Source organism: Pseudomonas sp., from assembly GCF_035554175.1.
GTDB lineage: Bacteria > Pseudomonadota > Gammaproteobacteria > Pseudomonadales > Pseudomonadaceae > Aquipseudomonas.
Genome location: NZ_DATMIV010000010.1, coordinates 241,548 through 267,527, shown reverse-complemented (window position 1 = coordinate 267,527; position 25,980 = coordinate 241,548). Strand labels below are relative to the sequence as shown.

At 59.4% G+C, this 25,980-nt stretch carries 21 protein-coding genes; 3 read left to right on the top strand and 18 right to left on the bottom strand.

What is annotated here, in order from left to right:
* Window position 1: 1 nt before the first annotated feature.
* The 17 genes from nuoI to VNV36_RS04740 all read right to left on the bottom strand — a co-directional run bounded on the left by nuoI (window position 2) and on the right by VNV36_RS04740 (window position 20,501).
* Window positions 2-550 carry an NADH-quinone oxidoreductase subunit NuoI gene (nuoI, locus tag VNV36_RS04820; protein ID WP_016775283.1) on the bottom strand — a complete coding sequence of 183 codons (549 nt, stop codon included), beginning with the start codon at window positions 548-550 and terminating at the stop codon, window positions 2-4.
* 11 nt (window positions 551-561) lie between these two features.
* Window positions 562-1,569 (bottom strand): NADH-quinone oxidoreductase subunit NuoH, encoded by a 1,008-nt coding sequence (gene nuoH / locus VNV36_RS04815; RefSeq protein ID WP_039763316.1) that lies wholly within the window; start codon window positions 1,567-1,569, stop codon window positions 562-564.
* Window positions 1,566-4,280 (bottom strand): NADH-quinone oxidoreductase subunit NuoG, encoded by a 2,715-nt coding sequence (nuoG, locus tag VNV36_RS04810; RefSeq protein WP_325716746.1) that lies wholly within the window; start codon window positions 4,278-4,280, stop codon window positions 1,566-1,568. The genes nuoH and nuoG overlap by 4 nt, the downstream gene beginning before the upstream one ends.
* A 135-nt stretch (window positions 4,281-4,415) precedes the next feature.
* Window positions 4,416-5,771, bottom strand: coding sequence for an NADH-quinone oxidoreductase subunit NuoF (gene nuoF / locus VNV36_RS04805; protein WP_064363636.1), 1,356 nt, complete (start codon window positions 5,769-5,771; stop codon window positions 4,416-4,418).
* Entirely contained in the window at window positions 5,768-6,265 is a 498-nt protein-coding gene (gene nuoE / locus VNV36_RS04800; protein ID WP_003223804.1) for an NADH-quinone oxidoreductase subunit NuoE, read from the bottom strand. The genes nuoF and nuoE overlap by 4 nt, the downstream gene beginning before the upstream one ends.
* Before the next feature lie 2 nt (window positions 6,266-6,267).
* Window positions 6,268-8,052, bottom strand: coding sequence for an NADH-quinone oxidoreductase subunit C/D (gene nuoC / locus VNV36_RS04795; RefSeq protein WP_325716745.1), 1,785 nt, complete (start codon window positions 8,050-8,052; stop codon window positions 6,268-6,270).
* Window positions 8,053-8,121: 69 nt separating this feature from the next.
* On the bottom strand, window positions 8,122-8,796 hold the full coding sequence (locus tag VNV36_RS04790; RefSeq protein ID WP_325716744.1) for a NuoB/complex I 20 kDa subunit family protein: 675 nt from the start codon (window positions 8,794-8,796) through the stop codon (window positions 8,122-8,124).
* A 10-nt stretch (window positions 8,797-8,806) separates the two neighbouring features.
* A complete protein-coding gene (locus tag VNV36_RS04785) occupies window positions 8,807-9,220 on the bottom strand; it encodes an NADH-quinone oxidoreductase subunit A (protein WP_325716743.1) in 414 nt (137 codons plus the stop codon).
* Window positions 9,221-9,847: 627 nt separating this feature from the next.
* The gene (aceA, locus tag VNV36_RS04780) at window positions 9,848-11,173 is read right to left on the bottom strand and encodes an isocitrate lyase (RefSeq protein WP_325716742.1); all 1,326 of its coding nucleotides are present in this window, start codon (window positions 11,171-11,173) and stop codon (window positions 9,848-9,850) included.
* 474 nt (window positions 11,174-11,647) lie between these two features.
* The gene (locus tag VNV36_RS04775; RefSeq protein WP_325716741.1) at window positions 11,648-12,409 is read right to left on the bottom strand and encodes a secretin N-terminal domain-containing protein; all 762 of its coding nucleotides are present in this window, start codon (window positions 12,407-12,409) and stop codon (window positions 11,648-11,650) included.
* A gap of 243 nt (window positions 12,410-12,652) precedes the next feature.
* The gene (locus tag VNV36_RS04770) at window positions 12,653-13,078 is read right to left on the bottom strand and encodes a GNAT family N-acetyltransferase (protein ID WP_325716740.1); all 426 of its coding nucleotides are present in this window, start codon (window positions 13,076-13,078) and stop codon (window positions 12,653-12,655) included.
* Complete coding sequence (locus VNV36_RS04765; protein WP_325716739.1) at window positions 13,071-14,240, bottom strand: ribosomal protein uL16 3-hydroxylase; 1,170 nt, start codon at window positions 14,238-14,240, stop codon at window positions 13,071-13,073. The genes VNV36_RS04770 and VNV36_RS04765 overlap by 8 nt, the downstream gene beginning before the upstream one ends.
* An 86-nt stretch (window positions 14,241-14,326) precedes the next feature.
* Window positions 14,327-15,697 (bottom strand): adenylosuccinate lyase, encoded by a 1,371-nt coding sequence (gene purB, locus VNV36_RS04760; protein WP_325716738.1) that lies wholly within the window; start codon window positions 15,695-15,697, stop codon window positions 14,327-14,329.
* 126 nt (window positions 15,698-15,823) lie between these two features.
* On the bottom strand, window positions 15,824-16,447 hold the full coding sequence (gene hflD / locus VNV36_RS04755) for a high frequency lysogenization protein HflD (protein WP_325716737.1): 624 nt from the start codon (window positions 16,445-16,447) through the stop codon (window positions 15,824-15,826).
* Entirely contained in the window at window positions 16,444-17,568 is a 1,125-nt protein-coding gene (gene mnmA / locus VNV36_RS04750; RefSeq protein ID WP_325716736.1) for a tRNA 2-thiouridine(34) synthase MnmA, read from the bottom strand. Before mnmA ends, hflD begins: the two co-directional genes overlap by 4 nt.
* 59 nt (window positions 17,569-17,627) lie before the next feature.
* Window positions 17,628-18,074: an NUDIX hydrolase gene (locus VNV36_RS04745; protein WP_325716735.1), complete on the bottom strand. Its 447-nt coding sequence runs from the start codon at window positions 18,072-18,074 to the stop codon at window positions 17,628-17,630.
* A 201-nt stretch (window positions 18,075-18,275) separates the two neighbouring features.
* Window positions 18,276-20,501, bottom strand: a complete 2,226-nt coding sequence (locus VNV36_RS04740; RefSeq protein WP_325716734.1) for an NADP-dependent isocitrate dehydrogenase — start codon at window positions 20,499-20,501, stop codon at window positions 18,276-18,278.
* Between the two features lie 481 nt (window positions 20,502-20,982).
* On the opposite strand from VNV36_RS04740, the gene icd reads away from it, so the two are divergent.
* On the top strand, window positions 20,983-22,239 hold the full coding sequence (gene icd / locus VNV36_RS04735) for an NADP-dependent isocitrate dehydrogenase (RefSeq protein ID WP_024013414.1): 1,257 nt from the start codon (window positions 20,983-20,985) through the stop codon (window positions 22,237-22,239).
* 84 nt (window positions 22,240-22,323) lie between these two features.
* Here the strand turns inward: icd and VNV36_RS04730 are convergent, their stop codons facing one another.
* On the bottom strand, window positions 22,324-22,650 hold the full coding sequence (locus VNV36_RS04730; RefSeq protein ID WP_325716733.1) for a cold shock domain-containing protein: 327 nt from the start codon (window positions 22,648-22,650) through the stop codon (window positions 22,324-22,326).
* Window positions 22,651-22,874: 224 nt separating this feature from the next.
* Here VNV36_RS04730 and clpS point away from each other — a divergent pair, with 224 nt between their 5' ends.
* Window positions 22,875-23,258, top strand: a complete 384-nt coding sequence (gene clpS / locus VNV36_RS04725) for an ATP-dependent Clp protease adapter ClpS (RefSeq protein WP_011334948.1) — start codon at window positions 22,875-22,877, stop codon at window positions 23,256-23,258.
* Window positions 23,259-23,288: 30 nt separating this feature from the next.
* Complete coding sequence (gene clpA, locus VNV36_RS04720; protein WP_325716731.1) at window positions 23,289-25,559, top strand: ATP-dependent Clp protease ATP-binding subunit ClpA; 2,271 nt, start codon at window positions 23,289-23,291, stop codon at window positions 25,557-25,559.
* The last annotated feature ends 421 nt before the right edge of the window (window positions 25,560-25,980 follow it).

Sequence of the window (25,980 nt, the reverse complement as noted above, 5' to 3'; positions counted from 1 at the left end):
CTTAAGGCAGCAAGCTCTTCACGTTGATCGGTTCGGCTTCGTTCTGTGCAGCGCCTTTCGGCTTGCCAGCGATTGCCATACCTGCAACACGATAGAAGTTGTAATCAGGGTTTTTGCCGGGGCCGGAGATCAAAAGATCTTCTTTCTCGTACACCAGGTCCTGACGTTTGAACTCGGCCATCTCGAAATCCGGGGTCAGCTGGATCGCGGTGGTCGGACAGGCTTCCTCGCAGAGACCGCAGAAAATGCAGCGCGAGAAGTTGATCCGGAAGAAGTCCGGGTACCAGCGACCGTCTTCGGTTTCAGCTTTCTGCAGCGAGATGCAACCCACCGGGCAGGCCACGGCGCACAGGTTGCAGGCTACGCAGCGTTCTTCGCCATCGGGGTCGCGGGTCAGGACGATGCGGCCACGGTAACGCGGCGGCAGATAGACCTGCTCCTCGGGGTATTGCAGGGTGTCGCGCTTGCGAAAGCCATGGCCGAAGACCATGACCAGGCTGCGCAACTGGGTACCGGTACCCTTAACGATGTCGCCAATATATTTGAACATGGGTCAAATCCTCACTGAACCGCAACCGCAGGCGTGTTCAACAACACAACCGCAGCGGTCACCAGCAAATTGATCAGGGTCAGTGGCAGGCAGAATTTCCAGCTGAAATCCATCACCTGGTCATAACGCGGACGCGGGATGGAGGCGCGCAGCAGGATGAACAGCATGATGAAGAACGCGGTCTTCAGTGCGAACCAGACGAAGGACAGTTGCGGCAGGATGCCGAACGGACCGTGCCAGCCACCGAAGAACAGGGTGACCAGCAGCGCCGAGATCAGGATGATGCCGATGTATTCACCGACGAAGAACATGCCCCATTTCATACCGGCGTATTCAATGTGGTAACCGTCGGCCAGTTCCTGTTCCGCTTCCGGCTGGTCGAACGGGTGACGGTGAGTCACGGCCACGCCAGCGATAAAGAAGGTACAGAAGCCGAAGAACTGCGGAATGATGAACCACAGGTTCTGCGCCTGGTACTCGACGATGTCGCGCATGTTGAACGAGCCGACCTGCACCACGATGCCCATCAGGGCCAGGCCCATGAACACTTCGTAGGACACGGTCTGCGCCGAGGCACGCAAGCTGCCGAGCAGGGCGAACTTGTTGTTGCTCGACCAGCCGGCGAACAGCACCGCGTAGACCGAAAGACCAGCCATGGCGAAGAAGAACAGCAGGCCGATGTTCAGATCCGCCACGCCCCAGGTCGGGGTGATCGGGATGATCGCAAACGCGATCAGCAGGGCCGACATCGCCACCACCGGTGCCAGGGTGAAAATCACCTTGTCGGCAAACGGCGGGGTCCAGTCTTCCTTGAAGAACATCTTCAGCATGTCGGCGGCGATCTGGAACATGCCGAACGGGCCGACGCGGTTCGGACCGTAACGATCCTGCCACCAGCCCAGCAGGCGACGTTCGACAAAGCTGAGCAAGGCGCCTGCGACCACCACGGCCAGCAGAATCACGATGGCTTTGATGACCGTCAGGATCACATCGATCACTTCAGGGGTGAACCAGGTCATTGCGCTGCCTCCTGCAGACCGTCGACGGACAGACCGGCGAATGCCGGTGGAATGCCGGCGATGCCCGCAGGCAATGCCACCAGACCGGCGCCCAGTTCTTCATTGATGCGCAGCGGCAGACGCAGGGTCTGGCCGGCGACGTTCAGGCTCAGCAGGGCACCGTCATTGACACCCAGGCGATCGGCTTCGGATTTCGCCAGTGCGACGTAAGGGGCTGGAATGCGCTCTTGCACCGGAGCGGCTTTCGAAGAGTTTTCTTCGCTGCCGAACAGGTGGAAGAACGGCACGGCTTGCCAGGTACCCGGAGCCGGGTTGAACGCACGCGGCGCAGCAGCGAACCAGTTCAGCGAATCGCCAGTGCTTTCGATCAGGCGGGTGCCCGGATCGCCAGCGCGCAGGTGACCACCGACTTCGTCCTGGAACTTGTTCCACGCTTGTGGCGAGTTCCAGCCCGGCGACCATGCAAAAGGCACCTGCTGACGCGGTTCGGCAGAGCCCGAGTAACCTTCCATGGAGAAGGCGAACGCGGTGTCTTTGTCCTGCGGAGTGCGCGGTTCGTGAACGCTGATATCGGCGCGCATCGCGGTACGACCGGAATAACGCAGCGGCTCACGCGCCAGTTTCAGACCCTTGATGCGGAACGCAGCGGAAGGTGCAGCATCGACGATACGGGCCAGTTGCGCGGTGCTCGAGGCAACGGCAGCGGTGACGTGGTCGAGTTGCGTCCAGTCGATCGGCTGGTTCAGCAGGGTCGCGCGTAGGGCGTGCAGCCAGCGCCAGCCTTCGTGCACCAGAATGCTCGCGTCGAGGTATTGCGGATCGAACACCTGGAAGAAGCGCTGGGCGCGGCCTTCCTGGCTGACCAGCGTACCGTCGCCTTCGGCGAAGCTTGCCGCTGGCAGAACCAGATGCGCGCGATCGGTGGTGGCGGTTTTCTGATGGTCGGCGACGATCAGCACTTTAGCGGCGTTCAGTGCGGCATCGACCTTGGCTTTGGCGGTGCGGGTGTACAGATCGTTTTCCAGCACGACGATGGCGTCGGCCTTGCCATCAATGACGGCTTGCAGCGCGTCGTCGACCGATTCGCCACCGAGCATGGCCAGGCCGAGGCTGTTGGCCTCCGGCACGATCAGGCTGATCGAACCGTTCTTCTCGCGCAGCTTCAGGGCCTTGGCGATGTTCGCGGCGGCTTCGATCAGGGCTTTGGAGCCCAGCGAAGTGCCGGCGATGATCAGCGGACGCTTGGCGGCGAGCAGGGCGTCGGCAATGCGCCGCGCCAGTTCCAGGGCTTCAGCGTCCAGACCTTCAACTGCTGGGGCGCTGGCATCCAGCGCGTGAGCCACGGCGAAACCGAGGCGTGCCAGATCGTCGGGAGCAGCGTGTACGCATTCTTCAGCGACGTCGTCGAGTTTGGTTTCCGCCAGGCTGGCGATGAACAGCGGGTTCAGCGCGTGCTGACCGATGTTCTTCACAGCGGCGTCGAGCCAAGGCTGCACGCGCATGGCTTCGGCCATGTCTTCAGCCTTGCCCTTGACCGATTGACGCAGGGCCAGCGCCATGCGCGCGGCGGTCTGGGTCAGGTCTTCGCCGAGGACGAAGATTGCGTCATGGTCTTCGATGTCGCGCATGTTCGGCACTGGCAGCGGGCTGTCGTTCAGCACCTGCAGTACCAGACGGATGCGCTCCAGTTCGGAGGCTTCGATACCCGAGTAGAAGTGCTCGGCGCCGACCAGCTCGCGCAATGCGTAGTTGCCTTCAAGGCTGGCACGGGGCGAGCCGATACCGACGATGTTGCGCCCGCGCAGCAGATCAGCGGCTTTATCCAGCGCAGCGTCGAGGCTCAGCTTGCTGCCGTCGGCCAGCAGCGGCTGACGTGGGCGGTCGGTGCGGTTGACGTAGCCGTAACCGAAACGGCCACGGTCGCAGAGGAAGTACTGGTTCACCGAACCGTTGAAACGGTTTTCGATGCGACGCAGTTCACCGTAACGCTCGCCCGGCGAGATGTTGCAACCGCTCGAGCAGCCATGGCAGATGCTTGGCGCGAACTGCATGTCCCATTTGCGGTTGTAGCGCTCGGAGTGAGTCTTGTCGGTGAACACCCCGGTCGGGCAGACCTCGGTGAGGTTGCCGGAGAACTCGCTTTCGAGGGTGCCGTCCTCAACGCGACCGAAGTACACGTTGTCGTGGGCGCCGAATACACCGAGGTCGGTGCCGCCAGCGTAATCCTTGTAGAAACGCACGCAGCGGTAGCAAGCGATGCAGCGGTTCATTTCGTGGGAAATGAACGGGCCGAGTTGCTGGTTCTGGTGGGTGCGTTTGCTGAAGCGATAACGGCGCTCGTTGTGGCCGGTCATTACCGTCATGTCTTGCAGGTGGCAGTGACCGCCTTCCTCGCACACCGGGCAGTCGTGCGGGTGGTTGGTCATCAGCCATTCGACAACACTGGCGCGGAACGCCTTGGATTCTTCATCGTCGATGGAGATCCAGGTGTTGTCGGTGGCCGGGGTCATGCAGGACATGACGATGCGACCACGGGTGTCGTTCTCGTCGGTGTACTGCTTGACCGCGCACTGGCGGCAGGCCCCGACGCTACCAAGCGCGGGGTGCCAGCAGAAATATGGAATGTCGAGGCCCAGCGACAGACATGCCTGTAACAGGTTGTCTGCCCCGTCGACTTCGAGCGCTTTGCCGTCTACGTGGATAGTGGCCATGGTTCAAAGGTCTTCGTTGGCCCGGTGTCGGCGGGCGTGGCTAATGGAATCTTGTTATGCGTCCGAATCCAAACAGCCCCTAAAGGCGTCATCGGACGAAAGGCGAAGGGCACGGACCCTTCGCCTTTTAAGCGTTTACGCGCCGACTACGATCGGCCTTGCCAGAGGCGGGACGGCGGCGCTGACAGGCGCGATACCGGCTTCGAACTCTGGGCGGAAGTATTTGATCGCGCTGCCCAACGGCTCCACGGCACCCGGTGCGTGAGCACAGAAGGTCTTGCCCGGGCCGAGGAAACCGACCAGACCCAGCAGGGTCTCGATGTCGCCTGGCTGGCCCTTGCCCTGTTCGATGGCCATCAGGAGCTTGACGCTCCATGGCAGACCATCACGGCACGGGGTGCAGAAACCGCAGGATTCACGGGCGAAGAACTGCTCCATGTTGCGCAGCAGCGAGACCATGTTGACGCTGTCGTCCACCGCCATGGCCAGACCGGTACCCATACGGGTGCCCACCTTGGCGATGCCGCCGGCGTACATTTGCGCATCGAGGTGTTCCGGCAGGAGGAAACCGGTACCGGCGCCCCCTGGCTGCCAGGCCTTGAGCTTGAAGCCGTCGCGCATGCCGCCGGCATAGTCTTCGAACAGCTCGCGACCAGTGACGCCGAATGGCAGTTCCCACAGGCCCGGATTCTTGACCTTGCCGGAGAAGCCCATGAGCTTGGTGCCCATGTCTTCGGAACCTTCGCGTGCCAGTGATTTGTACCAGTCAACGCCGTCGGCAATGATTGCCGGCACGTTGCACAGGGTTTCGACGTTGTTCACGCAGGTCGGCTTGCCCCACACACCGACGGCGGCAGGGAAGGGCGGCTTGGAGCGCGGGTTGGCGCGGCGGCCTTCGAGGGAGTTGATCAGTGCGGTTTCTTCACCGCAGATGTAACGCCCGGCGCCGGTGTGGACGAACAGCTCGAAATCAAAACCCGAACCGAGGATGTTCTTGCCCAGCAGGCCGGCAGCCTTGGCTTCTTCCACGGCACGGTTGAGGTGCTTGGCGGCGGTGGTGTATTCGCCACGCAGGAAGATGTAGCCACGGTAGGTTTTCAGCGCGCGGGCACTGATCAGCATGCCTTCGATCAGCAGGTGGGGCAGTTGCTCCATCAGCATGCGGTCTTTCCAGGTGTTCGGCTCCATTTCATCCGCGTTGCACAGCAGGTAGCGGATGTTGATGGACTCGTCCTTGGGCATCAGGCCCCACTTCACACCAGTGGGGAAGCCGGCACCGCCGCGACCCTTGAGGCCGGCGTCTTTCACGGTCTGGACGATAGCGTCCTGATCCATGTCGGCGAAGGCTTTGCGCGCAGCGGCGTAGCCGTTCTTGGCCTGATACTCGTCGAGCCACACGGCCTCGCCGTCATCGCGCAGACGCCAGGTCAGCGGGTGAGTCTCGGCCGAACGCTGAATGCGGTTGGCAGGACCGAAAGATGTCAGGGTCATACGTAGCCCTCGAGCAGTTTGGCCACGCCAGCAGGCTGGACGTCGCCAAAGGTGTCGTCGTCGATCATCAGCGCCGGTGCCTTGTCGCAGTTGCCGAGGCAGCAGACAGGCAGCAGGGTGAAACGACCGTCGGCGGTGGTCTGACCCAGGCCGATGCCCAGATTGTTCTGGATTTCGCTGACCACTGACTCATGGCCGCCGATGTAGCAGACCATGCTGTCGCAGACGCGAATGATGTGGCGGCCGACCGGCTGACGGAAAATCTGGCTATAGAACGTCGCCACGCCTTCAACGTCGCTGGCCGGGATGCCGAGGATCTCGCCGATCGCGTACAGGGCGCCATCCGGCACCCAGCCGCGTTCTTTCTGAACGATCTTCAGGGCTTCGATCGACGCCGCGCGCGGGTCTTCGTAGTGATGCAGCTCGTGCTCGATGGCCGAGCGCTCGGTTTCACTCAAGGTGAAACGGTCTGTCTGGATAAGCGTGCTGTTCATGCTTAGCGGTCCACGTCGGCCATAACGAAGTCGATACTACCCAGGTACGCAATCAAGTCCGCGACCATGCTGCCTTTGATCACCGAAGGGATCTGCTGCAGGTGCGGGAAGCTCGGAGTACGGATCCGGGTACGGTAGCTCATGGTGCCGCCGTCGCTCGTCAGGTAATAACTGTTGATGCCCTTGGTCGCTTCGATCATCTGGAAGGATTCGTTGGCCGGCATCACCGGGCCCCACGAAACCTGCAGGAAGTGCGTGATCAGGGTTTCGATGTGCTGCAGCGTGCGCTCTTTCGGTGGCGGCGTGGTCAGCGGGTGATCCGCCTTGTACGGGCCTTCCGGCATGTTGCGCATGCATTGATCGATGATCTTGATGCTCTGGCGCATCTCTTCGACGCGGACCATGCAGCGGTCGTAGGCATCGCCATTGACGGCCAGCGGTACTTCGAATTCGAAGTTCTCGTAGCCCGAGTACGGACGCGCCTTGCGCAGGTCGAAATCGCACCCGGTCGAACGCAGGCCGGCACCGGTGACGCCCCATTCCAGGGCCTCTTTGGTGTTGTACTGGGCAACGCCGATGGTACGACCCTTGAGGATGCTGTTCTGCAGGGCGGCCTTGGTGTATTCGTCCAGACGCTTGGGCATCCACTCGACGAAATCCTTGACCAGTTTTTCCCAGCCGCGCGGCAGGTCGTGTGCAACGCCACCGATGCGGTACCAGGCCGGGTGCAGACGGAAACCGGTAATCGCTTCGATCACCGTGTACGCCTTCTGCCGGTCGGTGAAGGTGAAGAACACCGGGGTCATGGCGCCGACGTCCTGGATGTAGGTACCCAGGAACAACAGGTGACTGGTGATTCGGAAGAACTCGGCCATCATGATGCGGATGACATCGACCTTCTCGGGCACCTTGATACCGGCCAGCTTCTCGACCGAGAGCACGTACGGCAGATTGTTCATCACGCCGCCGAGGTAGTCGATACGGTCGGTGTACGGAATGTAGCTGTGCCAGGACTGACGCTCGCCCATCTTCTCGGCGCCACGGTGGTGGTAACCGATGTCCGGGACGCAGTCGACGATTTCTTCGCCGTCCAGCTGCAGGATGATGCGGAACGCACCGTGCGCCGAGGGGTGGTTCGGGCCGAGGTTGAGGAACATGTAGTCCTCGTTGGCACCGGAACGCTTCATGCCCCAGTCTTCCGGACGGAAGCGCGCGGCTTCTTCCTCGAGCTGTTGCTTGGCGAGGTTGAGGCTGAACGGATCGAATTCGGTGGCGCGCGCCGGGAAGTCCTTGCGCAGCGGGTGACCTTCCCAGGTCGGCGGCATCATGATGCGCGACAGGTGCGGGTGACCTTTGAAGTCGATGCCGAACATGTCCCAGACTTCACGCTCGTACCAGTTGGCGTTTGGCCAGATGCTGGTGACGGAAGGCATGCTGAGGTCGCCTTCGGACAAGGCCACCTTGATCATCACGTCACTATTACGCTCCAGCGACATGAGGTGATAGAACACGGTGAAATCGGCGCCGGTCGGCAGCCCTTGACGCTTGGTGCGCAGACGCTCGTCCACGCCGTGCAGGTCATAGAGCATGACGTACGGCTTGGGCAGATTGCGCAGGAAAGTCAGGACTTCAACCACTCTGGCGCGAGCCACCCACAGCACCGGCATGCCGGTGCGGGTCGCTTGCGCGGTGAACGCTTCGGCGCCAAAACGGTTGTTCAGTTCGACGACCACATCCTGGTCGTCTGCCTTGTAAGGCGGGATGTACAGAGCACTGCCTGTAGTCATGGTTATTTTTTCGCTTTCGGTCAACGTAAAGAATGAAGCCAGCTTCTCGTTACTAAGAACAGATCTGGATCAGACTTCGTCAGGGCTGCGCAGATTGGTGACTGCGATTCGCTGTTCGCGGCGCGCATCCTTCTGCGATGGCATGTCGGCGCGGTACACGCCTTGATCACCAACGACCCAGGAAAGCGGGCGACGCTCCTGTCCAATCGATTCCTGCAACAGCATCAAGCCTTGCAGAAATGCTTCCGGACGGGGCGGGCAGCCAGGTACGTAGACGTCCACGGGCAGGAACTTGTCCACGCCTTGAACCACGGAGTAGATGTCGTACATGCCACCGGAGTTGGCGCACGAACCCATGGAGATAACCCATTTCGGTTCGAGCATTTGCTCGTAGAGACGCTGAATGATCGGCGCCATCTTGATGAAGCAGGTACCGGCGATAACCATGAAGTCGGCCTGACGCGGCGAAGCCCGAATCACTTCGGCGCCAAAGCGTGCGATGTCATGGGGCGCCGTGAAGGCAGTGGTCATTTCCACGTAGCAGCACGACAGGCCGAAGTTGTACGGCCACAGGGAGTTCTTGCGTCCCCAGTTGACCGCGCCACTCAGCACGTCTTCCAGCTTGCCCATGAAAATGTTTTTGTGAACTTGATCTTCTAACGGATCGGCAACGGTTTCCCGCTGGCCAATCGGATACTGCTCGTTAGGAGCATCGGGGTCGATCCTGGTGAGATTGTATTGCATTGCCAAAGCCTCATTGTTTCAGCTTCGCCTGCCGCTTGCGACGAGCTTCCGGAGCCCAGTCAAGGGCGCCCACTCGGAACAGGTAGACAAGACCTGCCAACAGAATTGCTATGAAAACGAGAGCTTCGACGAATCCGGTCCAGCCGCTTTCGCGGACGGACACAGACCATGCAAAGAGAAAGAGGGCTTCGATATCGAAGATCACGAAGAGCATCGCGACCAGATAGAATTTGGCTGAGAGCCGCAAGCGGGCGCCACCGGTAGGCAGCATGCCCGACTCGAACGGTTCGTTTTTGCTGCGACCCCAGGCTTTTGACCCGAGGAGGCTGGAGACGCCAAGCATGAAGGCACACAGGCCGACGACACCCAGAAGGAAAATGGCAAAGCCCCAGTTGTGGGCCATGAGTCCTGTCGCTTCGCGCATGCTGGTAATCCTTAACAGAGAGCAAAGGTCTCTGAGCTTGATAAAGAAATAAGGCAGTGACGATATGTCGCAGCAATCAATCGGGCTGATTTTATGGCTAAACACCCGGCAAGTAAAATTCCAAAGGCGAAATTATTTACCGGATTAAGGACATAGCGCTTGCTCACAGCCCTGCGGCCCATGCGTTGCGGGCATTAGCCGGGTTTCCATCAATTATGTTTTGTGAGAGATGTAACGAACATAGTTGGCGCTAAATGATAATTGATATCGTTTGGAGTGGTTTTGTAAGTGATTAACGAGTGAGCGGTCGGGAAGTTGTCTTACTTGCACGTTACTGCAAGTAGCGAAGCCTACCGTTTTAGCGGAAATTTCTGACGTTTGTACCGCTTCAGATCAATGTTTCGCGCTGACGCCGCAGATCACCTGTAGGAGCTGCCGAAGGCTGCGATCTTTTGATTTTGCTTTGAAAGACAAGATCAAAAGATCGCAGCCTTCGGCAGCTCCTACAGGGGAGGGTATGTTTTCCGGGCCAAAAAAACGCCCCGAACCAGTCGGGGCGTCAGTCTTGCGGCTCTGCGGTCAGCTTTTTGTTCGATCCGCAAAGGCCGTTTGCTCAGCGAAGCAGTATCAGTGGAACTGTTCTTCTTCGGTCGAACCGGTCAGCGCGGTCACCGAGGACGAGCCGCCCTGGATCACGGTGGTCATGTCGTCGAAGTAGCCAGTGCCCACTTCCTGCTGGTGAGCCACGAAGGTGTAACCCTTGGCAGCGTCAGCGAATTCCTGCTCTTGCAGCTTCACGTAGGCGGTCATGTCGTTGCGGGCGTAGTCGTGCGCCAGGTTGAACATGCTGTGCCACATGTTGTGAATGCCGGCCAGGGTGATGAACTGGTGCTTGTAGCCCATGGCGGACAGTTCGCGCTGGAACTTGGCGATGGTCGCGTCGTCCAGGTTTTTCTTCCAGTTGAAGGAAGGTGAGCAGTTGTATGACAGCAGCTGGTCCGGGTATTCCTTCTTGATCGCTTCAGCGAAGCGACGGGCTTCTTCCAGATCCGGTTTGGCGGTTTCGCACCAGATCAGGTCGGCGTACGGCGCGTAAGCCAGGCCACGGGCGATCGCTTGATCCAGACCGGCACGTACCTTGTAGAAACCTTCCTGAGTACGCTCGCCGGTCACGAATGGCTGGTCGTACGGGTCGCAGTCGGAGGTCAGCAGGTCAGCCGCGTTAGCGTCGGTACGGGCCAGAATGATGGTTGGCGTGCCGGCAACGTCAGCCGCCAGACGGGCAGCGGTGAGCTTCTGTACGGCTTCCTGGGTTGGCACCAGAACCTTGCCGCCCATGTGGCCGCATTTCTTCACCGAGGCCAGTTGGTCTTCGAAGTGAACGCCGGCGGCGCCTGCTTCGATCATGCTCTTCATCAGCTCGTAGGCGTTGAGCACGCCGCCGAAACCGGCTTCAGCGTCGGCGACGATTGGCGCGAAGTAGTCGATGTAGCCTTCATCGCCCGGATTCTTGCCGGCTTTCCACTGGATCTGGTCAGCACGACGGAACGAGTTGTTGATGCGCTTGACCACGGTCGGCACCGAGTCAACCGGGTACAGCGACTGATCCGGGTACATCGATTCGGCAGAGTTGTTGTCCGCAGCCACTTGCCAGCCCGACAGATAGATCGCCTGGATACCGGCCTTGACCTGCTGAACAGCCTGGCCGCCGGTCAGGGCGCCCATGCAGTTGACGAAATCTTTCTCTGGACGGAAGGACGGCTTGGCCCCCTGGGTCACCAGGCTCCACAGCTTCTCGGCGCCCATCTTCGCAAAAGTGTGCTCAGGCTGAACCGAGCCACGCAGGCGGACGACGTCAGCAGCGGAGTAAGTGCGAGTCACGCCTTTCCAGCGCGGGTTTTCAGCCCAGTCTTTTTCGAGGGCTGCAATTTGCTGTTCGCGTGTCAGTGCCATGGAGATAAACCTCGTCGCGTCTTTTATGAAAAGTTGTTCTGCGGTGGAAAATTCCTGCGCTCGCTGACCAGAAGCTGAGTGGTCAAGTCGGATTCGGCGGGGTAGGCGACGGGATGAACGATGGGCTCGAGGGGAAGTGAGCAGGTAGTGGCGGACTGCGGGGCGCATGCGGGCGTCGTGGGCCTTTATACGAACAACAGCGTGAAGCCGGGTTACCTAAATACGCTTCCGTCCCTCGGGACAACTTCGTTCCAGTCGGCAACCTCGTCAAACACACCTTGTGGGCGGTACAGACACGAAACGGTTCGCGGGGTAGGTGCGAACGGCGCTTCGAAGGCCCTTGCCAGGGCCTCTGATTAGCGGGAGCGAGGCCATCATGCCCTCGCTTTTTCGCCTCGTCAAACGTTTTGTAGTGCTTTTTTTCAAGCACTACATCTTTAGTCTGATACGACTAATCAGTCAGTTTTCGGTGCTTTAGTCCAGCGTGTCGACTTTGACCCGCAAGGTCATGTCATCGCGACCTTGAGTCGAGTAGCTGCGGGTCAGGCCCTGTTTGTCGGCCTGAGTCTGGCTGTTGACACCGGCAAGGGTGATCCACTCACCGAGGCGCCCGGTAACGTTTGTGTCGGTACTCTGAACGTTCACTACATCGGGACGTTCCTGGCTCATGCGGTCACGGTTGGTACTGATCGCCAGATGAACGGTCTCGCCGGTGACGCTGGCGGTGACGTAGAAACCCTGGGTGACGTTGCGATATTGGGTTTCGCTGCTGTAACCGCCGTAGGAATCGCTCTGGGTGTTGGTGATCGGCACACTCTGACCGACCTGAATCAGCGCCGGCGTGCCTTCACTGGTCTGCACTTGCTGAACGCCGCCGTTACGGCTGGTGGTGCTGCGGCTGATGATCCGGGTCTGGTTCGGCTGGGCACCATTGACCGCATAGCCTTCGTCGCCACGGCCGTTGTTTTCGTTGGTATCGACGGTGATCAGCAAGCGCTTGGGCGCGGTGTCGAGTTGCGCCAGCAGATCCTTCAATTCCTGAATCTTGCCAGGTTCGGCTTTGACGATCAGCTGATTGCCGTAAGCGCTGACCTGACCGTCCTGGCCGATGAAGTCCTGCGCCACCGGCAGCATGTCGGCACTGGTGTGGTATTTGAGAGGGACGATTTCTGTGGCTGCCAGCACCGAAAAACTGCAGCCGAGCAGCAGGGTGGTGAGCAGGGTGCGTAGGGACATGTCCGTTATCTCCGCGTTCAAAAGACTTGATATTGCCAGTTTGTCGGCCCGGGGTGGGGCAAGTTGAATCGTAGACAGCAAAACGCCCCGGCATCGGTGGATGGCGGGGCGTTTTGTGGTGTTCTCAAAGGCCTCTTCGCGAGCAGGCTCGCTCCCACAGTAGATCTCCAGTGGACACATATTTTGTGTCAGGCAGAGATCCAGTGTGGGAGCGAGCCTGCTCGCGAAAGCCGCGCTGCGGTATCAGGTCGAATGGCGAACCATGTCGACGTGCGGTATCCCGGCTTCGAGAAACTCTTCGCTGACCACGCTGAACCCCAGCCGCTCATAGAACGCCGTGGCTTGCACCTGAGCGCTGAGCATCTGCTGCTTCAAACCGCGCGCCTCGGCTTCGGCGATGACTGCTTGCATCAGCGCATCACCGACCTTCATTCCACGCCAGTCTTTGAGTACCGAGACCCGGCCGATCTGGCCGTCGGGCAGCAACCGCGCAGTACCGATCGGGAAGTCGCCCTCGAAAGCCAGAAAATGTACGGCGGTCGCGTCGTCCGCGTCCCACTCAAGCTCAGGTGGCACCGATTGTTCGGCGATGAACACCGTTTCACGAATGCGCCGGATCTCGGCGTTATCCTTCTGCCAGTCTGCGACACGAACGCGAATTTTATTCATCGGCGAACCCCAGGCTCCCTTGCTTGACCAGTTCGCAGAGCAGGCTGCGACTGTCTTCGTCGCTCAGCCACTGGTCGAGGTTGTCAGCGTGCAGGGCGTCGGCGGCGCAGATCAGCTTGAGCAGTTCGCGCAGCTTGCCCGGCAGGTAACGGCTCTGACCGCTGGCGAACAACAGCAGATCGTCGTCGACTTCCGACCAGGCCAGGCGCGCGCTCGGGTTGCGAATCAGCACGGCGCCGTCTTGCAGGGCGGCGAGGAAGTCTTCTTCTTCGACGTCTTCCGGGCCGACCACCAGTTCCGGGTAGCGTGGCTCGGTCATGTACTGGCCAAACCAGGTCAGCAGCAGGCGCTCGTCGCTCATGTGCTCGGCGAGCAGGCTTTTCAGGCGATCCAGCGCGTCATGTTGAATCTGGTGCGGATCGACCGCCGGCTTGGCGTCGGCATCGGTGTAGCGTTCTTCGTCAGTCAGGAACTGGCTGAGGAAGTCGGTGAAGTGGGTCAGCACTTCTGCGGCGCTTGGCGCGCGGAAGCCGACCGAGTAGGTCATGCAGTTGTCGACCGCGACACCGCAATGGACCAGGCGCGGCGGCAGGTAGAGCATGTCGCCCGGTTCCAGCACCCATTCTTCGGTCTCGTGGAATTCGGCGAGGATGCGCAGGTCGGCGTGTTGTAGCAGCGGGCTCTCGGAGTCGCACATCTGGCCGATTTTCCAGTTGCGCTTGCCGTGGCCCTGCAACAGGAACACATCGTAGTTATCGAAGTGCGGGCCGACGCTGCCGCCTGGGGCGGCGAAGCTGATCATCACGTCATCGACGCGCCAGCTCGGCAGGAAGCGGAAGTTTTCCAGCAACTCGCTGACTTCCGGAACGAATTGGTCGACTGCTTGCACCAGCAGGGTCCACTCTTTTTCCGGCAGTTTGCTGAATTCGTCTTCAGCGAACGGGCCGCGGCGCAGTTCCCATGGGCGCTCGCCATGTTCGATCACCAGGCGCGATTCGACTTCTTCTTCCAGGGCCAGGCCGGCCAGTTCGTCGGCGTCGATCGGGCTTTCGAAGTCAGGAATCGCCTGACGGATCAGCAGTGGCTTTTTCTGCCAGTAGTCACGCAGGAATTCGCGTGCTGTGAGGCCGCCCAGAAGTTGAAGAGGAATATCGGAATTCATATGTAACCTATTGAAAAAAAGCACTTTTCAGACGGGAATAAAAACGCCCGGCGCGGCCGGGCGTCTTAAACGGGGCGAACGGTCGATCAGATTCGTTTGGCTTGTGCCACAGCGTTGCCGATGTAGTTGGCCGGGGTCAGTTGCTTGAGTTCGGCTTTCGCTTCGGCTGGCATGTCCAGGCCGTCGATGAAAGTCTGCAACGCTTCAGGGCTGATGCCCTTGCCACGGGTGAGTTCTTTCAGTTTTTCGTACGGGTTTTCGATGTTGTAGCGGCGCATCACGGTCTGGATCGGCTCGGCCAGAACTTCCCAGCATGCGTCCAGATCGGCAGCAATTCTGTCGGCGTTGAGCTCGAGCTTGCTGATGCCTTTGAGGCTGGCCTCGTAAGCGATCACGCTGTGGGCGAAGCCGACACCGAGGTTACGCAGCACGGTGGAGTCGGTCAGGTCGCGCTGCCAGCGGGAGATCGGCAGTTTGCTCGCCAGGTGCTGGAACAGCGCGTTGGCGATACCCAGGTTGCCTTCGGAGTTTTCGAAGTCGATCGGGTTGACCTTGTGCGGCATGGTCGACGAACCGATTTCGCCAGCGATGGTGCGCTGTTTGAAATAACCCAGGGAAATGTAGCCCCAGATGTCGCGGTCGAAGTCGATCAGAATCGTGTTGAAGCGGGCAATCGCGTCGAACAGCTCGGCGATGTAGTCGTGCGGTTCGATCTGCGTGGTGTACGGGTTGAAGCCCAGGCCCAGCTCGTCTTCGATGAAGGCGCGAGCGTTGGCTTCCCAGTCGATCTGCGGGTAGGCCGACAGGTGTGCGTTGTAGTTGCCGACAGCGCCGTTGATCTTGCCCAAAAGAGGCACGGCAGCGACCTGAGCGATCTGCCGCTCAAGACGGTAAACCACGTTGGCCAGTTCTTTACCCAGGGTGGTTGGCGACGCCGGCTGACCATGGGTGCGCGACAGCATCGGCACGTCGGCGAAACGGATGGCCAGTTCGCGGATGGCGTTGGCGGTCTGGCGCATCAGCGGCAGCATCACGTCGTCACGGCCTTCGCGCAGCATCAGGGCGTGAGACAGGTTGTTGATGTCTTCACTGGTGCAGGCAAAGTGGATGAACTCGCTGACCTTGGCCAGCTCCGGCAGCTTGGCCGCCTGCTCCTTGAGCAGGTATTCGATCGCTTTGACGTCGTGGTTGGTGGTGCGCTCGATCTCTTTGACGCGCTCGGCGTGCTCCAGCGAGAAGTTTTCAGCCAGTTCGTTGAGAACGGCGTTGGCCTCGGCGGAGAAGGCCGGTACTTCCGGGATGCCGGCGTGGGCGGCCAGGCGCTGGAGCCAGCGCACTTCAACCAGAACGCGGGCACGGATCAGGCCGTACTCGCTGAAAATCGGGCGCAGGGCCTGGGTTTTGCCGGCGTAGCGGCCGTCAACAGGGGAAACCGCAGTGAGCGAAGAGAGCTGCATGGGGTGTTCTCGGACAGTCGGGCAACGAAATGGGGCGCGTATCATACATGAAAAAATCCGCCGATCCGTTGCCAACTGACCGGCGTATTACGCGTTACAGGCTACAAAGCTTTTAGGGCGCGATGTTTACTCGCTGCGCATCAACGGATACAGCTCTTTAAGCAGCTTGCGGCGGCTGATTACCAGCTGCCAGCGATGGCCGCCAAGCTGGCGCCACAGGCGCGCCGAACGGATGCCGGCGAGCAGCAGGGCGCGAATCTTCGAGGCGTTGCTCGGCTGCTGCAGGTTGCGCATGTCGCCGTGCACCTGAATCCGCTGGCGCAGGGTGCTCAAAGTGTCCTGGTACAGCGCACCGCAGGCGGCGATCACGTTTTCGTGGGCCGGGCCGAAATGTTCGACCTGCGACTGAATCTGCGGCAGACGTTTGCCGATGGTGTCGAGCATGTCGTCACGTTTGGCCAGTTGTCGCTCCAGACCGAGCATCGACAGGGCGTAGCGCAGCGGCTCGCGCTGCAAGGTGCTCGGGTCGCGCTCGAGGGCGCCGATCAATGCGCGGTAACCTTCGCGCAGGTTGATATCGTCGCCGCCGTACACATCCAGAGTGTCCTTCGGATCACGCACCAGCAGGCTGCCGAGCATGCAGCTCAGGCCGGCCTCGTTGGTCTGGCCGGTCTTGGCGATGCGGTCGACCAGCACGGCGGCGAGAAACACACCGCCCAGCGCCGTCAGTTGCTCCTGAGTCGGGCTCATGCCTGGCCGCTCCACGGTTCGGCGACTTCGATCACGCCGCCACCCAGGCAGATTTCACCGTCATAGAACACCACGGACTGGCCCGGCGTGACTGCGCGTTGCGGTTCGTCGAACACGGCGCGGTAGCCGCTCGCGGTTTTTTCCAGAGTGCAGGCCTGATCGCTCTGGCGATAACGCACTTTCGCCGTCAGGCGCAGCGGCTGGCTCAGATCGATCGGGTTGACCCAATAGATTTCCGAGGCGAGCAGGGCGCTGGAGAACAGCCATGGATGGTTGTTGCCCTGGCCGACGATCAGCTCGTTGGTGTCCAGGTCCTTGCGCAGCACGTACCACGGCTCGTCGCCGGCATCTTTCAGGCCGCCGATGCCCAGACCCTGACGCTGGCCGATGGTGTGGTACATCAAGCCGTGGTGGCGACCGATGACTTCGCCTTCGGTGGTCTTGATCTCGCCCGGTTGCGCCGGCAGGTATTGCTTGAGGAAATCGCTGAAACGCCGCTCGCCGATAAAGCAGATCCCGGTGGAATCCTTCTTCTTGGCAGTGGCCAGTTCGTATTTCTCGGCAATCGCGCGAACTGCGGGCTTTTCCAGCTCGCCGACCGGGAACAGGGTTTTGGCAATCTGCTCACCGCCGACGGCGTGCAGGAAGTAGCTTTGATCCTTGTTCGGATCGAGGCCCTTGAGCAGTTCGGTGCGGCCATCGATATCGCGGCGGCGCACGTAATGACCGGTGGCGATCAGGTCTGCGCCCAGCATCATCGCGTAGTCGAGGAACGCCTTGAACTTGATCTCGCGATTACACAGGATGTCCGGGTTCGGCGTGCGCCCGGCCTTGTATTCGGCGAGGAAGTGCTCGAACACATTGTCCCAGTACTCGGCGGCGAAGTTGGCGGTGTGCAGCTTGATGCCGATCTTGTCGCAGACAGCCTGAGCATCCGCCAGGTCGTCCATGGCGGTGCAGTATTCCGTTCCGTCGTCTTCTTCCCAGTTCTTCATGAACAGGCCTTCCACTTCATAACCCTGCTCGATCAGCAGAAGTGCGGAAACGGAAGAGTCCACGCCGCCGGACATGCCGACAATGACGCGCTTCTTGGATGTGTCAGAAGTGGCTGGATCACGCATAGGGATTCAATGAGTGTCTTGGAAAAGGGCGCGATTCTATCAGGCTCGCGGCCGCAAGGCTAAAGAGAAGGGCGGATCAGTTCGAGGCTGAAGTGATGACCGGCCAGATAATCATCGATGCAGCGGATGACCAACTCGCTGCGCCAGTTGTCGCGCTGGGCGATTAATTCGTCGCGGGTCAGCCACTTGGCGCCAAGGATGCCGTCGTCGATTTGATAATCGGGGTGGTGTTTGACGGCTTTGGCGCTGAAGCACACGCGCTGGTAAGTCACGCCGTTGCTCGGTGCGGTGTACAGATAAATGCCGATCACACCGGTGGGTTCGACGTCCCAGCCGGTTTCTTCGAGAGTTTCGCGAATGGCAGCGTCGATCAGGGTTTCATCCGGATCGAGATGCCCGGCAGGCTGGTTGAGCACGTTGCGCCCGCCTTTGTACTCCTCGACCATCAGGAAACGACCGTTGTCCTCGACGATAGTGGCGACGGTGATGTGGGGGAGCCATTCCATAAGTCATCCTCAATTCTGAAAATGTAATGAGAACACTGTGGGAGCGAGCCTGCTCGCGAATGCGGTGGGTCAGTCAACGAAAGTGGTGAATGATAAACCGCATTCGCGAGCAGGCTCGCTCCCACAGGGTTTGTGGCGATCATAAAACCTGAAAACACAAACCCCGGCACAAGGCCGGGGTCTGTTTAGCGCATTACAACCTTAAACCAGCGCAGCAATCGCCGCGTTGAAGGTTGCGCTTGGGCGCATGGCTTTGCTGATCAGCTCGGCGTCGGCGTGGTAGTAACCGCCGATGTCGACTGGCTTGCCCTGAACGGCGTTGAGTTCGGCAACGATGGTTGCTTCGTTCTCGGTCAGAGTCTTGGCCAGGGTCGCGAACTGCGCTTGCAGTGCAGCGTCTTCAGTCTGGGCGGCCAGGGCCTGAGCCCAGTACATCGCCAGGTAGAAGTGACTGCCGCGGTTGTCGATGTTGCCGACCTTGCGCGATGGCGACTTGTTGTTGTCGAGGAACTGGCCGGTGGCCTGGTCCAGGGTTTTCGACAGCACCAGTGCTTTCGGGTTGTTGTAGTTCACGCCCAGATGCTCGAGAGATGCGGCCAGGGCGAGGAACTCACCCAGCGAATCCCAGCGCAGGAAGTTCTCTTCAACCAGTTGCTGCACGTGCTTGGGTGCCGAACCGCCAGCGCCGGTTTCGAACAGGCCGCCACCGTTCATCAGCGGCACGATCGACAGCATCTTGGCGCTGGTGCCCAGTTCCATGATCGGGAACAGGTCGGTCAGGTAGTCGCGCAGTACGTTGCCGGTCACCGAAATGGTGTCCTTGCCTTCGCGAGTGCGCTGCAGGGTGTACTTCATTGCATCGACCGGGGCCATGATCTGGATGTCCAGACCGCTGGTGTCGTGATCCTTCAGGTAAGCCTGAACCTTCTCGATCACTACGCCATCGTGAGCGCGCATCGGGTCCAGCCAGAAGATCGCCGGCGTGCTGCTTGCGCGAGCACGGTTGACGGCCAGTTTGACCCAGTCCTGGATCGGCGCGTCTTTGGTCTGGCACATGCGGAAGATGTCGCCGGCTTCAACAGCCTGTTCCATCAGCAGGTTGCCTTTGCCGTCGGTCACGCGAACCACGCCGTCAGCCTTGATCTGGAAGGTCTTGTCGTGGGAGCCGTACTCTTCGGCTTTCTTCGCCATCAGACCAACGTTCGGCACGCTGCCCATGGTGGTTGGATCGAACGCGCCATTGGCTTTGCAGTCTTCGATCACGGCCTGGTAGATGGTCGCGTAGCAACGATCCGGGATCACTGCCTTGGTGTCGTGCAGCTGGCCGTCGGTGCCCCACATCTTGCCGGAGTCACGGATCATGGCCGGCATCGAAGCGTCGACGATGACGTCGCTCGGCACGTGCAGGTTGGTGATGCCTTTGTCGGAGTTGACCATCGCCAGCGCAGGGCGAACGGCGTAGACCGCTGCGATATCCGCTTCGATCTGCGCTTGCTGCTCGGCCGGCAGGGCCTTGATGCGTGCGTACAGATCGCCGATGCCGTTGTTCAGGTTGAAGCCGATCTCGGCCAGCACGTCAGCGTGCTTGGTCAGGGCATCTTTATAGAACTCGGCAACGATCTGGCCGAACATGATCGGGTCGGAGACCTTCATCATGGTCGCTTTCAGGTGCACCGAGAGCAGCACGCCCTGCGCCTTGGCGCTTTCGATTTCAGCAGCGATGAACGCGCGCAGGGCGTTTTTGCTCATCACGGCGCAGTCGAGGATCTCGCCAGCCTGAACGGTGGTTTTTTCTTTCAGGACGGTCGCGGTACCGTCCTTGGCGATCAGCTCGATCTTCACAGCGTCAGCGGCGTCGATCAGGACAGCTTTTTCGCTGCCGTAGAAATCGCCGGTGCTCATGTGAGCGACGTGGGACTTGGAGTCTTTGGCCCAGGCGCCCATCTTGTGCGGGTGCTTGCGCGCGTAGTTCTTCACCGACAGTGGCGCGCGGCGGTCGGAGTTGCCTTCACGCAGAACCGGGTTCACGGCGCTGCCCTTGACCTTGTCGTAACGCGCCTTGGCGTCTTTGTCAGCATCGCTGGTCACTGTTTCCGGGTAGTCCGGCAGGTTGTAGCCCTGCGCCTGCAACTCTTTGATCGCGGCTTGCAGCTGTGGCACCGAAGCACTGATGTTCGGCAGCTTGATGATGTTGGCTTCAGGCGTTACGGCCAGGTCGCCCAGTTCGGCGAGGTGGTCGGCTACGGCTTTGTCGCCCAGTTGCTCGGGGAAGCTTGCCAGGATGCGCGCTGCAAGAGAGATATCGCGGGTTTCCACGGCGATATCGGCCGAGGCGGTGTAAGCCTCGATGATCGGCAGCAGGGAATAGGTGGCGAGGGCAGGAGCTTCGTCGGTGAAGGTATAGATGATCTTCGAGCGGGTGGGCATATTCGGATTAACTCTCTCTTCTTTGCTAAAGCGTGCGCAGAAACTCGAGGGGCGCCGGGTAAGCGCGTTCGTTCAAAGTCATCCATGAACCGAATGTCGAGAATCTTCGCGGTGATGTTGGGTGCATCAGTAGAGCGTCAAGCAGTCAGGCTGCGGTAACAACCCGACCAATCAGGCGGAAAGTCTCGTGCTAGAGAGGCCAGCCGTCGTGACCCTGTGGTCAGCGGGCGGCATTATACATAGGTAGCTGGCAATCTGCCGATGGTTCATATGCAACGATTCTCGTCCATTGGTCTAAAGGTCGCAGGGCGGGGCTGGGCAAAGAGTCGTTACGAATGCTGGAGTTTGGCGCTTTTCCCTTTGCTTTCAGGCTTGTACGAAACGAGACGTGCGCGGGGGCGGAACATAGGGTTTGCGTGTTGATTCAACTGGGTTACGCTCGAAGCAAGCCAGGTGTTCAATCCAAACAATGGAGTTCAGCATGGGTTACAAGAAGATTCAGGTTCCAGCCGTCGGCGACAAAATCACCGTCAATGCAGACCATTCTCTCAATGTTCCTGATAACCCGATCATCCCCTTCATCGAAGGTGACGGTATTGGTGTCGACATCAGTCCGGTGATGATCAAGGTTGTCGATGCTGCTGTTGAAAAGGCCTACGGCGGCAAACGCAAGATTTCCTGGATGGAAGTCTACGCCGGGGAAAAAGCCACGCAGGTCTACGATCAGGACACCTGGCTGCCGCAGGAAACCCTAGATGCCGTCAAGGATTACGTGGTTTCCATCAAGGGCCCGCTGACCACTCCGGTCGGAGGCGGCATCCGCTCGCTGAACGTCGCGCTGCGTCAGCAACTCGACCTTTACGTCTGCCTGCGCCCGGTGCGCTGGTTCGAAGGCGTGCCGAGCCCGGTGAAAAAGCCTGGCGATGTCGACATGACCATCTTCCGCGAAAACTCCGAAGACATTTACGCCGGTATCGAGTGGAAGGCCGGTTCGCCGGAAGCCACCAAAGTCATCAAATTCCTTAAAGAAGAAATGGGCGTCACCAAGATCCGTTTCGACGAAAACTGTGGCATCGGCGTCAAACCGGTATCGCGTGAAGGCACCAAGCGTCTGGCCCGCAAGGCCCTGCAGTATGTGGTCGACAATGACCGCGATTCGCTGACCATCGTGCACAAAGGCAACATCATGAAGTTCACCGAGGGTGCCTTCAAGGAATGGGCCTACGAGGTGGCGGCTGAAGAATTCGGCGCGACCCTGCTTGACGGCGGCCCGTGGATGCAGTTCAAGAACCCGAAAACCGGCAAGAACGTTGTGGTCAAGGATGCCATTGCCGACGCCATGCTCCAGCAGATCCTGCTGCGCCCGGCCGAATACGATGTGATCGCGACCCTGAATCTCAACGGTGACTACCTGTCCGACGCGCTGGCCGCGGAAGTGGGTGGTATCGGCATTGCGCCGGGCGCCAACCTGTCCGACACGGTGGCGATGTTCGAGGCGACCCACGGTACCGCGCCAAAGTATGCCGGCAAGGATCAGGTCAATCCGGGTTCGTTGATTCTGTCCGCCGAAATGATGTTGCGCCACATGGGCTGGACCGAAGCGGCGGACCTGATCATCAAGGGCACCAACGGTGCGATCGGGGCGAAGACTGTTACTTATGATTTCGAGCGTTTAATGGATGGCGCGAAGCTGGTTTCGTCTTCCGGGTTTGGAGATGCGTTGATTTCACATATGTAACCAAAGCGCAGGCATTTGAAAAACGCCGAGCTCAATCCGTTGAGCTCGGCGGTTTTTTTATAACCGGATGTCTTGAATAGTGTTTCAGCTCATTACTTTGGCGTGAGGGCTGGTAGCAGCCGCCGCGGCAGCTGCGGCGTCTACAGCTTCTTTGTCGGCAATATTGTGAGCGTGCAGTCCCTTGGGGCCCTGAACGATATCGAAATATACGGCTTGTCCTGCCTTGAGAGTTCTGTAACCGTCCATTTCGATGGCTGAGTAGTGCGCAAAGAAGTCAATGTCCTTGCCATCCTCATCACGGCCTTGATGGGCATCGGTATTGATAAAGCCGAATCCCTTGGCATTGTTGAACCATTTCACCCTGCCGCTGACCTTGCCTCTAACCTTGTCTTTGACCTTGACGCCTGACATACCCAAATCCCTCTGCAACAGACTCCATCGCTGGAGTATCATCCACGACATCCGCAATCGAATTCGATAAAAGAATTGACTCCGCGGATCTTTTTTACCCACTGTGGGCTCTATTGGTTGTAACACCGTTTTCCCGATAGTCAAGGTGACCGGGCAGTCGTAGTTGAAAACGTGTGCAACCGCCCCCACCACTGTATTTGCACAACTGACGAACCTTTTTTTCCATGCATGCAATCAGCCAGATTCGACTAACATTCAATCAGGATCGCCCGCTTCTCCAAAAGGATCTTCCACAGGAGCACGACGACGATTCGGCAGGCGTTGCTGTTCAGGAAGCAAAGCCCGCGTTACAGGCGCCGCCGATGTACAAGGTGGTTTTGTTCAACGATGACTACACACCGATGGATTTCGTCGTCGAAGTGCTCGAGGTGTTTTTTAACCTGAATCGCGAGCTGGCGACCAAGGTCATGCTGGCCGTCCATACAGAAGGCCGGGCAGTATGTGGAGTGTTTACCCGCGACATCGCCGAGACAAAGGCCATGCAGGTCAACCAGTACGCCAGGGAAAGCCAGCATCCGCTACTCTGTGAAATCGAGAAGGACGGTTAATCGCCGACCACTTGGGTATGAGGTGAAGCTATGTTAAACCGCGAGCTCGAAGTCACCCTCAATCTTGCCTTCAAGGAGGCTCGATCGAAGCGTCATGAATTCATGACCGTCGAACACCTCCTGCTGGCCCTATTGGATAATGAGGCTGCCGCCACCGTTTTGCGTGCCTGCGGCGCAAACCTCGACAAACTCAAGCATGATCTGCAGGAGTTCATCGACTCCACCACGCCATTGATCCCTGTGCATGATGAGGATCGTGAGACCCAGCCAACCCTGGGCTTCCAGCGTGTACTGCAGCGTGCTGTGTTCCACGTACAGAGCTCGGGCAAGCGTGAAGTGACCGGCGCCAATGTGCTGGTCGCCATCTTCAGTGAGCAAGAGAGCCAGGCCGTGTTTCTGCTGAAACAGCAGAGCGTTGCGCGCATCGATGTCGTCAACTACATCGCCCACGGCATTTCGAAAGTGCCGGGGCATGGCGATCACTCTGAAGGTGAACAAGATATGCAGGACGACGAGGGCGGTGAGTCTTCTTCTTCAGGCAATCCTCTGGATGCTTATGCCAGCAACCTCAACGAACTCGCGCGCCAGGGTCGCATCGATCCGTTGGTCGGCCGCGAATCGGAAGTCGAGCGTGTCGCGCAGATTCTAGCGCGCCGGCGCAAGAACAATCCGCTGCTGGTCGGCGAAGCAGGCGTGGGTAAAACCGCGATTGCCGAAGGCCTGGCCAAGCGCATCGTCGACAATCAAGTGCCGGATCTGCTGGCCAATGCGGTTGTTTATTCGCTCGATCTTGGCGCTCTGCTCGCGGGCACCAAGTATCGCGGTGATTTCGAGAAGCGCTTCAAGGCGCTGCTCAACGAACTGAAAAAACGTCCGCAGGCGATCCTGTTCATCGACGAGATCCACACCATTATTGGTGCGGGTGCTGCGTCGGGTGGCGTCATGGATGCTTCCAACCTGCTCAAGCCGCTGCTGTCGTCTGGCGACATTCGTTGCATTGGCTCGACCACGTTCCAGGAGTTTCGTGGCATCTTCGAGAAGGATCGTGCCTTGGCGCGTCGCTTCCAGAAGGTCGATGTCGTTGAGCCGTCGGTGGAAGACACCATCGGTATTCTGCGTGGCCTGAGAGGGCGTTTCGAGCAGCATCACAACATCGAATACAGCGATGAGTCGTTGCGTGCTGCTGCCGAGCTGGCATCGCGCTACATCAATGATCGGCATATGCCGGACAAGGCCATCGACGTGATTGACGAGGCAGGCGCCTACCAGCGTCTGCAGCCGGTGGAGATGCGCGTCAAGCGTATTGAAGTGCCACAGGTTGAAGACATCGTGGCGAAAATCGCGCGGATACCGCCGAAACACGTCACCAGCTCCGACAAAGAGCTGCTGCGTAACCTCGAGCGAGATCTGAAGTTGACGGTGTTTGGTCAGGACGCAGCGATCGATTCGTTGTCGACCGCGATCAAACTGTCCCGTGCCGGGCTCAAATCGCCGGACAAGCCTGTCGGTTCGTTCCTGTTCGCAGGGCCTACCGGTGTCGGTAAAACCGAGGCCGCGCGGCAGCTGGCCAAGGCGCTGGGGATCGAGCTGGTGCGTTTCGACATGTCCGAGTACATGGAGCGTCACACCGTATCGCGTCTGATCGGTGCGCCTCCGGGCTATGTCGGTTTCGACCAAGGCGGTCTGTTGACCGAAGCGATCACCAAGCAGCCACATTGCGTATTGCTGCTCGATGAAATCGAGAAGGCGCATCCGGAAGTCTTCAACCTGCTGTTGCAGGTAATGGATCACGGGACGCTGACCGACAACAACGGGCGCAAGGCGGACTTCCGCAATGTCATCGTGATCATGACCACCAACGCCGGCGCCGAAACGGCCGCGCGGGCTTCGATCGGTTTCACCCATCAGGATCACTCGTCCGATGCGATGGAAGTGATCAAGAAGAGCTTCACGCCGGAATTCCGTAACCGTCTGGACACCATTATCCAGTTTGGTCGCCTCAGTCATGAGGTTATCAAGAGTGTGGTGGACAAGTTCCTCACCGAGCTGCAGGCACAGTTGGAAGACAAGCGTGTGTTGCTGGAGGTTACTGATGCTGCGCGTAGTTGGCTGGCGGCGGGTGGTTATGACTCGGCGATGGGCGCACGTCCAATGGCGCGTCTGATCCAGGACAAAATCAAGCGTCCGCTGGCGGAGGAGATTCTGTTTGGCGAACTGGCCGAGCATGGCGGTGTGGTGCACATCGATATCAAGGACGGGGAGTTGACGTTCGACTTCGAAACTACGGCGGAAATGGCCTGACGGCTGTTGTCTGTTGATAAAGCTAAGGGCGCCTTCGGGCGCCTTTTTGCTGTTTGGCGTTGCAGGTTTTGAGGTGAATATCCGTTGCTGCGGGTGTTGCGGCTGGTGGTTTCGCCCTTACGGCGAGTCACCTTTTTCAAACGCCAAAAAGGTAACCCAAAAGGCTTGCTCCTGCGTTAGGCCCTCGCAGGCTCGGGTTCCTTCGCTGCGGGATCGATCCGCTCAGCCTTCCGAAGTCGCCCGTGGATCAAAAGCACTCGAGCTAACGCTCATTGTGTAGGAGCTGCCGAAGGCTGCGATCTTTTGATCTGGCTTCTGCTTTTGCTCTTGCTTTGGCTTTTGATCTTTCGCCCCATCGGCAGGCTTCGTTACGGGATCGATCCCGTAACGAAGGAACCCCGAGCCCCAGCGAGCGGGCCGA

What these genes read in the sequence shown, in the direction of transcription:
- nuoI (WP_016775283.1), bottom strand. Translation starts at nt 550, where the DNA reads ATGTTCAAATATATTGGCGACATCGTTAAGGGTACCGGTACCCAGTTG.
- nuoH (WP_039763316.1), bottom strand. Translation starts at nt 1,569, where the DNA reads ATGACCTGGTTCACCCCTGAAGTGATCGATGTGATCCTGACGGTCATC.
- nuoG (WP_325716746.1), bottom strand. Translation starts at nt 4,280, where the DNA reads ATGGCCACTATCCACGTAGACGGCAAAGCGCTCGAAGTCGACGGGGCA.
- nuoF (WP_064363636.1), bottom strand. Translation starts at nt 5,771, where the DNA reads ATGACCCTGACATCTTTCGGTCCTGCCAACCGCATTCAGCGTTCGGCC.
- nuoE (WP_003223804.1), bottom strand. Translation starts at nt 6,265, where the DNA reads ATGAACAGCACGCTTATCCAGACAGACCGTTTCACCTTGAGTGAAACC.
- nuoC (WP_325716745.1), bottom strand. Translation starts at nt 8,052, where the DNA reads ATGACTACAGGCAGTGCTCTGTACATCCCGCCTTACAAGGCAGACGAC.
- VNV36_RS04790 (WP_325716744.1), bottom strand. Translation starts at nt 8,796, where the DNA reads ATGCAATACAATCTCACCAGGATCGACCCCGATGCTCCTAACGAGCAG.
- VNV36_RS04785 (WP_325716743.1), bottom strand. Translation starts at nt 9,220, where the DNA reads ATGCGCGAAGCGACAGGACTCATGGCCCACAACTGGGGCTTTGCCATT.
- aceA (WP_325716742.1), bottom strand. Translation starts at nt 11,173, where the DNA reads ATGGCACTGACACGCGAACAGCAAATTGCAGCCCTCGAAAAAGACTGG.
- VNV36_RS04775 (WP_325716741.1), bottom strand. Translation starts at nt 12,409, where the DNA reads ATGTCCCTACGCACCCTGCTCACCACCCTGCTGCTCGGCTGCAGTTTT.
- VNV36_RS04770 (WP_325716740.1), bottom strand. Translation starts at nt 13,078, where the DNA reads ATGAATAAAATTCGCGTTCGTGTCGCAGACTGGCAGAAGGATAACGCC.
- VNV36_RS04765 (WP_325716739.1), bottom strand. Translation starts at nt 14,240, where the DNA reads ATGAATTCCGATATTCCTCTTCAACTTCTGGGCGGCCTCACAGCACGC.
- purB (WP_325716738.1), bottom strand. Translation starts at nt 15,697, where the DNA reads ATGCAGCTCTCTTCGCTCACTGCGGTTTCCCCTGTTGACGGCCGCTAC.
- hflD (WP_325716737.1), bottom strand. Translation starts at nt 16,447, where the DNA reads ATGAGCCCGACTCAGGAGCAACTGACGGCGCTGGGCGGTGTGTTTCTC.
- mnmA (WP_325716736.1), bottom strand. Translation starts at nt 17,568, where the DNA reads ATGCGTGATCCAGCCACTTCTGACACATCCAAGAAGCGCGTCATTGTC.
- VNV36_RS04745 (WP_325716735.1), bottom strand. Translation starts at nt 18,074, where the DNA reads ATGGAATGGCTCCCCCACATCACCGTCGCCACTATCGTCGAGGACAAC.
- VNV36_RS04740 (WP_325716734.1), bottom strand. Translation starts at nt 20,501, where the DNA reads ATGCCCACCCGCTCGAAGATCATCTATACCTTCACCGACGAAGCTCCT.
- icd (WP_024013414.1), top strand. Translation starts at nt 20,983, where the DNA reads ATGGGTTACAAGAAGATTCAGGTTCCAGCCGTCGGCGACAAAATCACC.
- VNV36_RS04730 (WP_325716733.1), bottom strand. Translation starts at nt 22,650, where the DNA reads ATGTCAGGCGTCAAGGTCAAAGACAAGGTTAGAGGCAAGGTCAGCGGC.
- clpS (WP_011334948.1), top strand. Translation starts at nt 22,875, where the DNA reads ATGCATGCAATCAGCCAGATTCGACTAACATTCAATCAGGATCGCCCG.
- clpA (WP_325716731.1), top strand. Translation starts at nt 23,289, where the DNA reads ATGTTAAACCGCGAGCTCGAAGTCACCCTCAATCTTGCCTTCAAGGAG.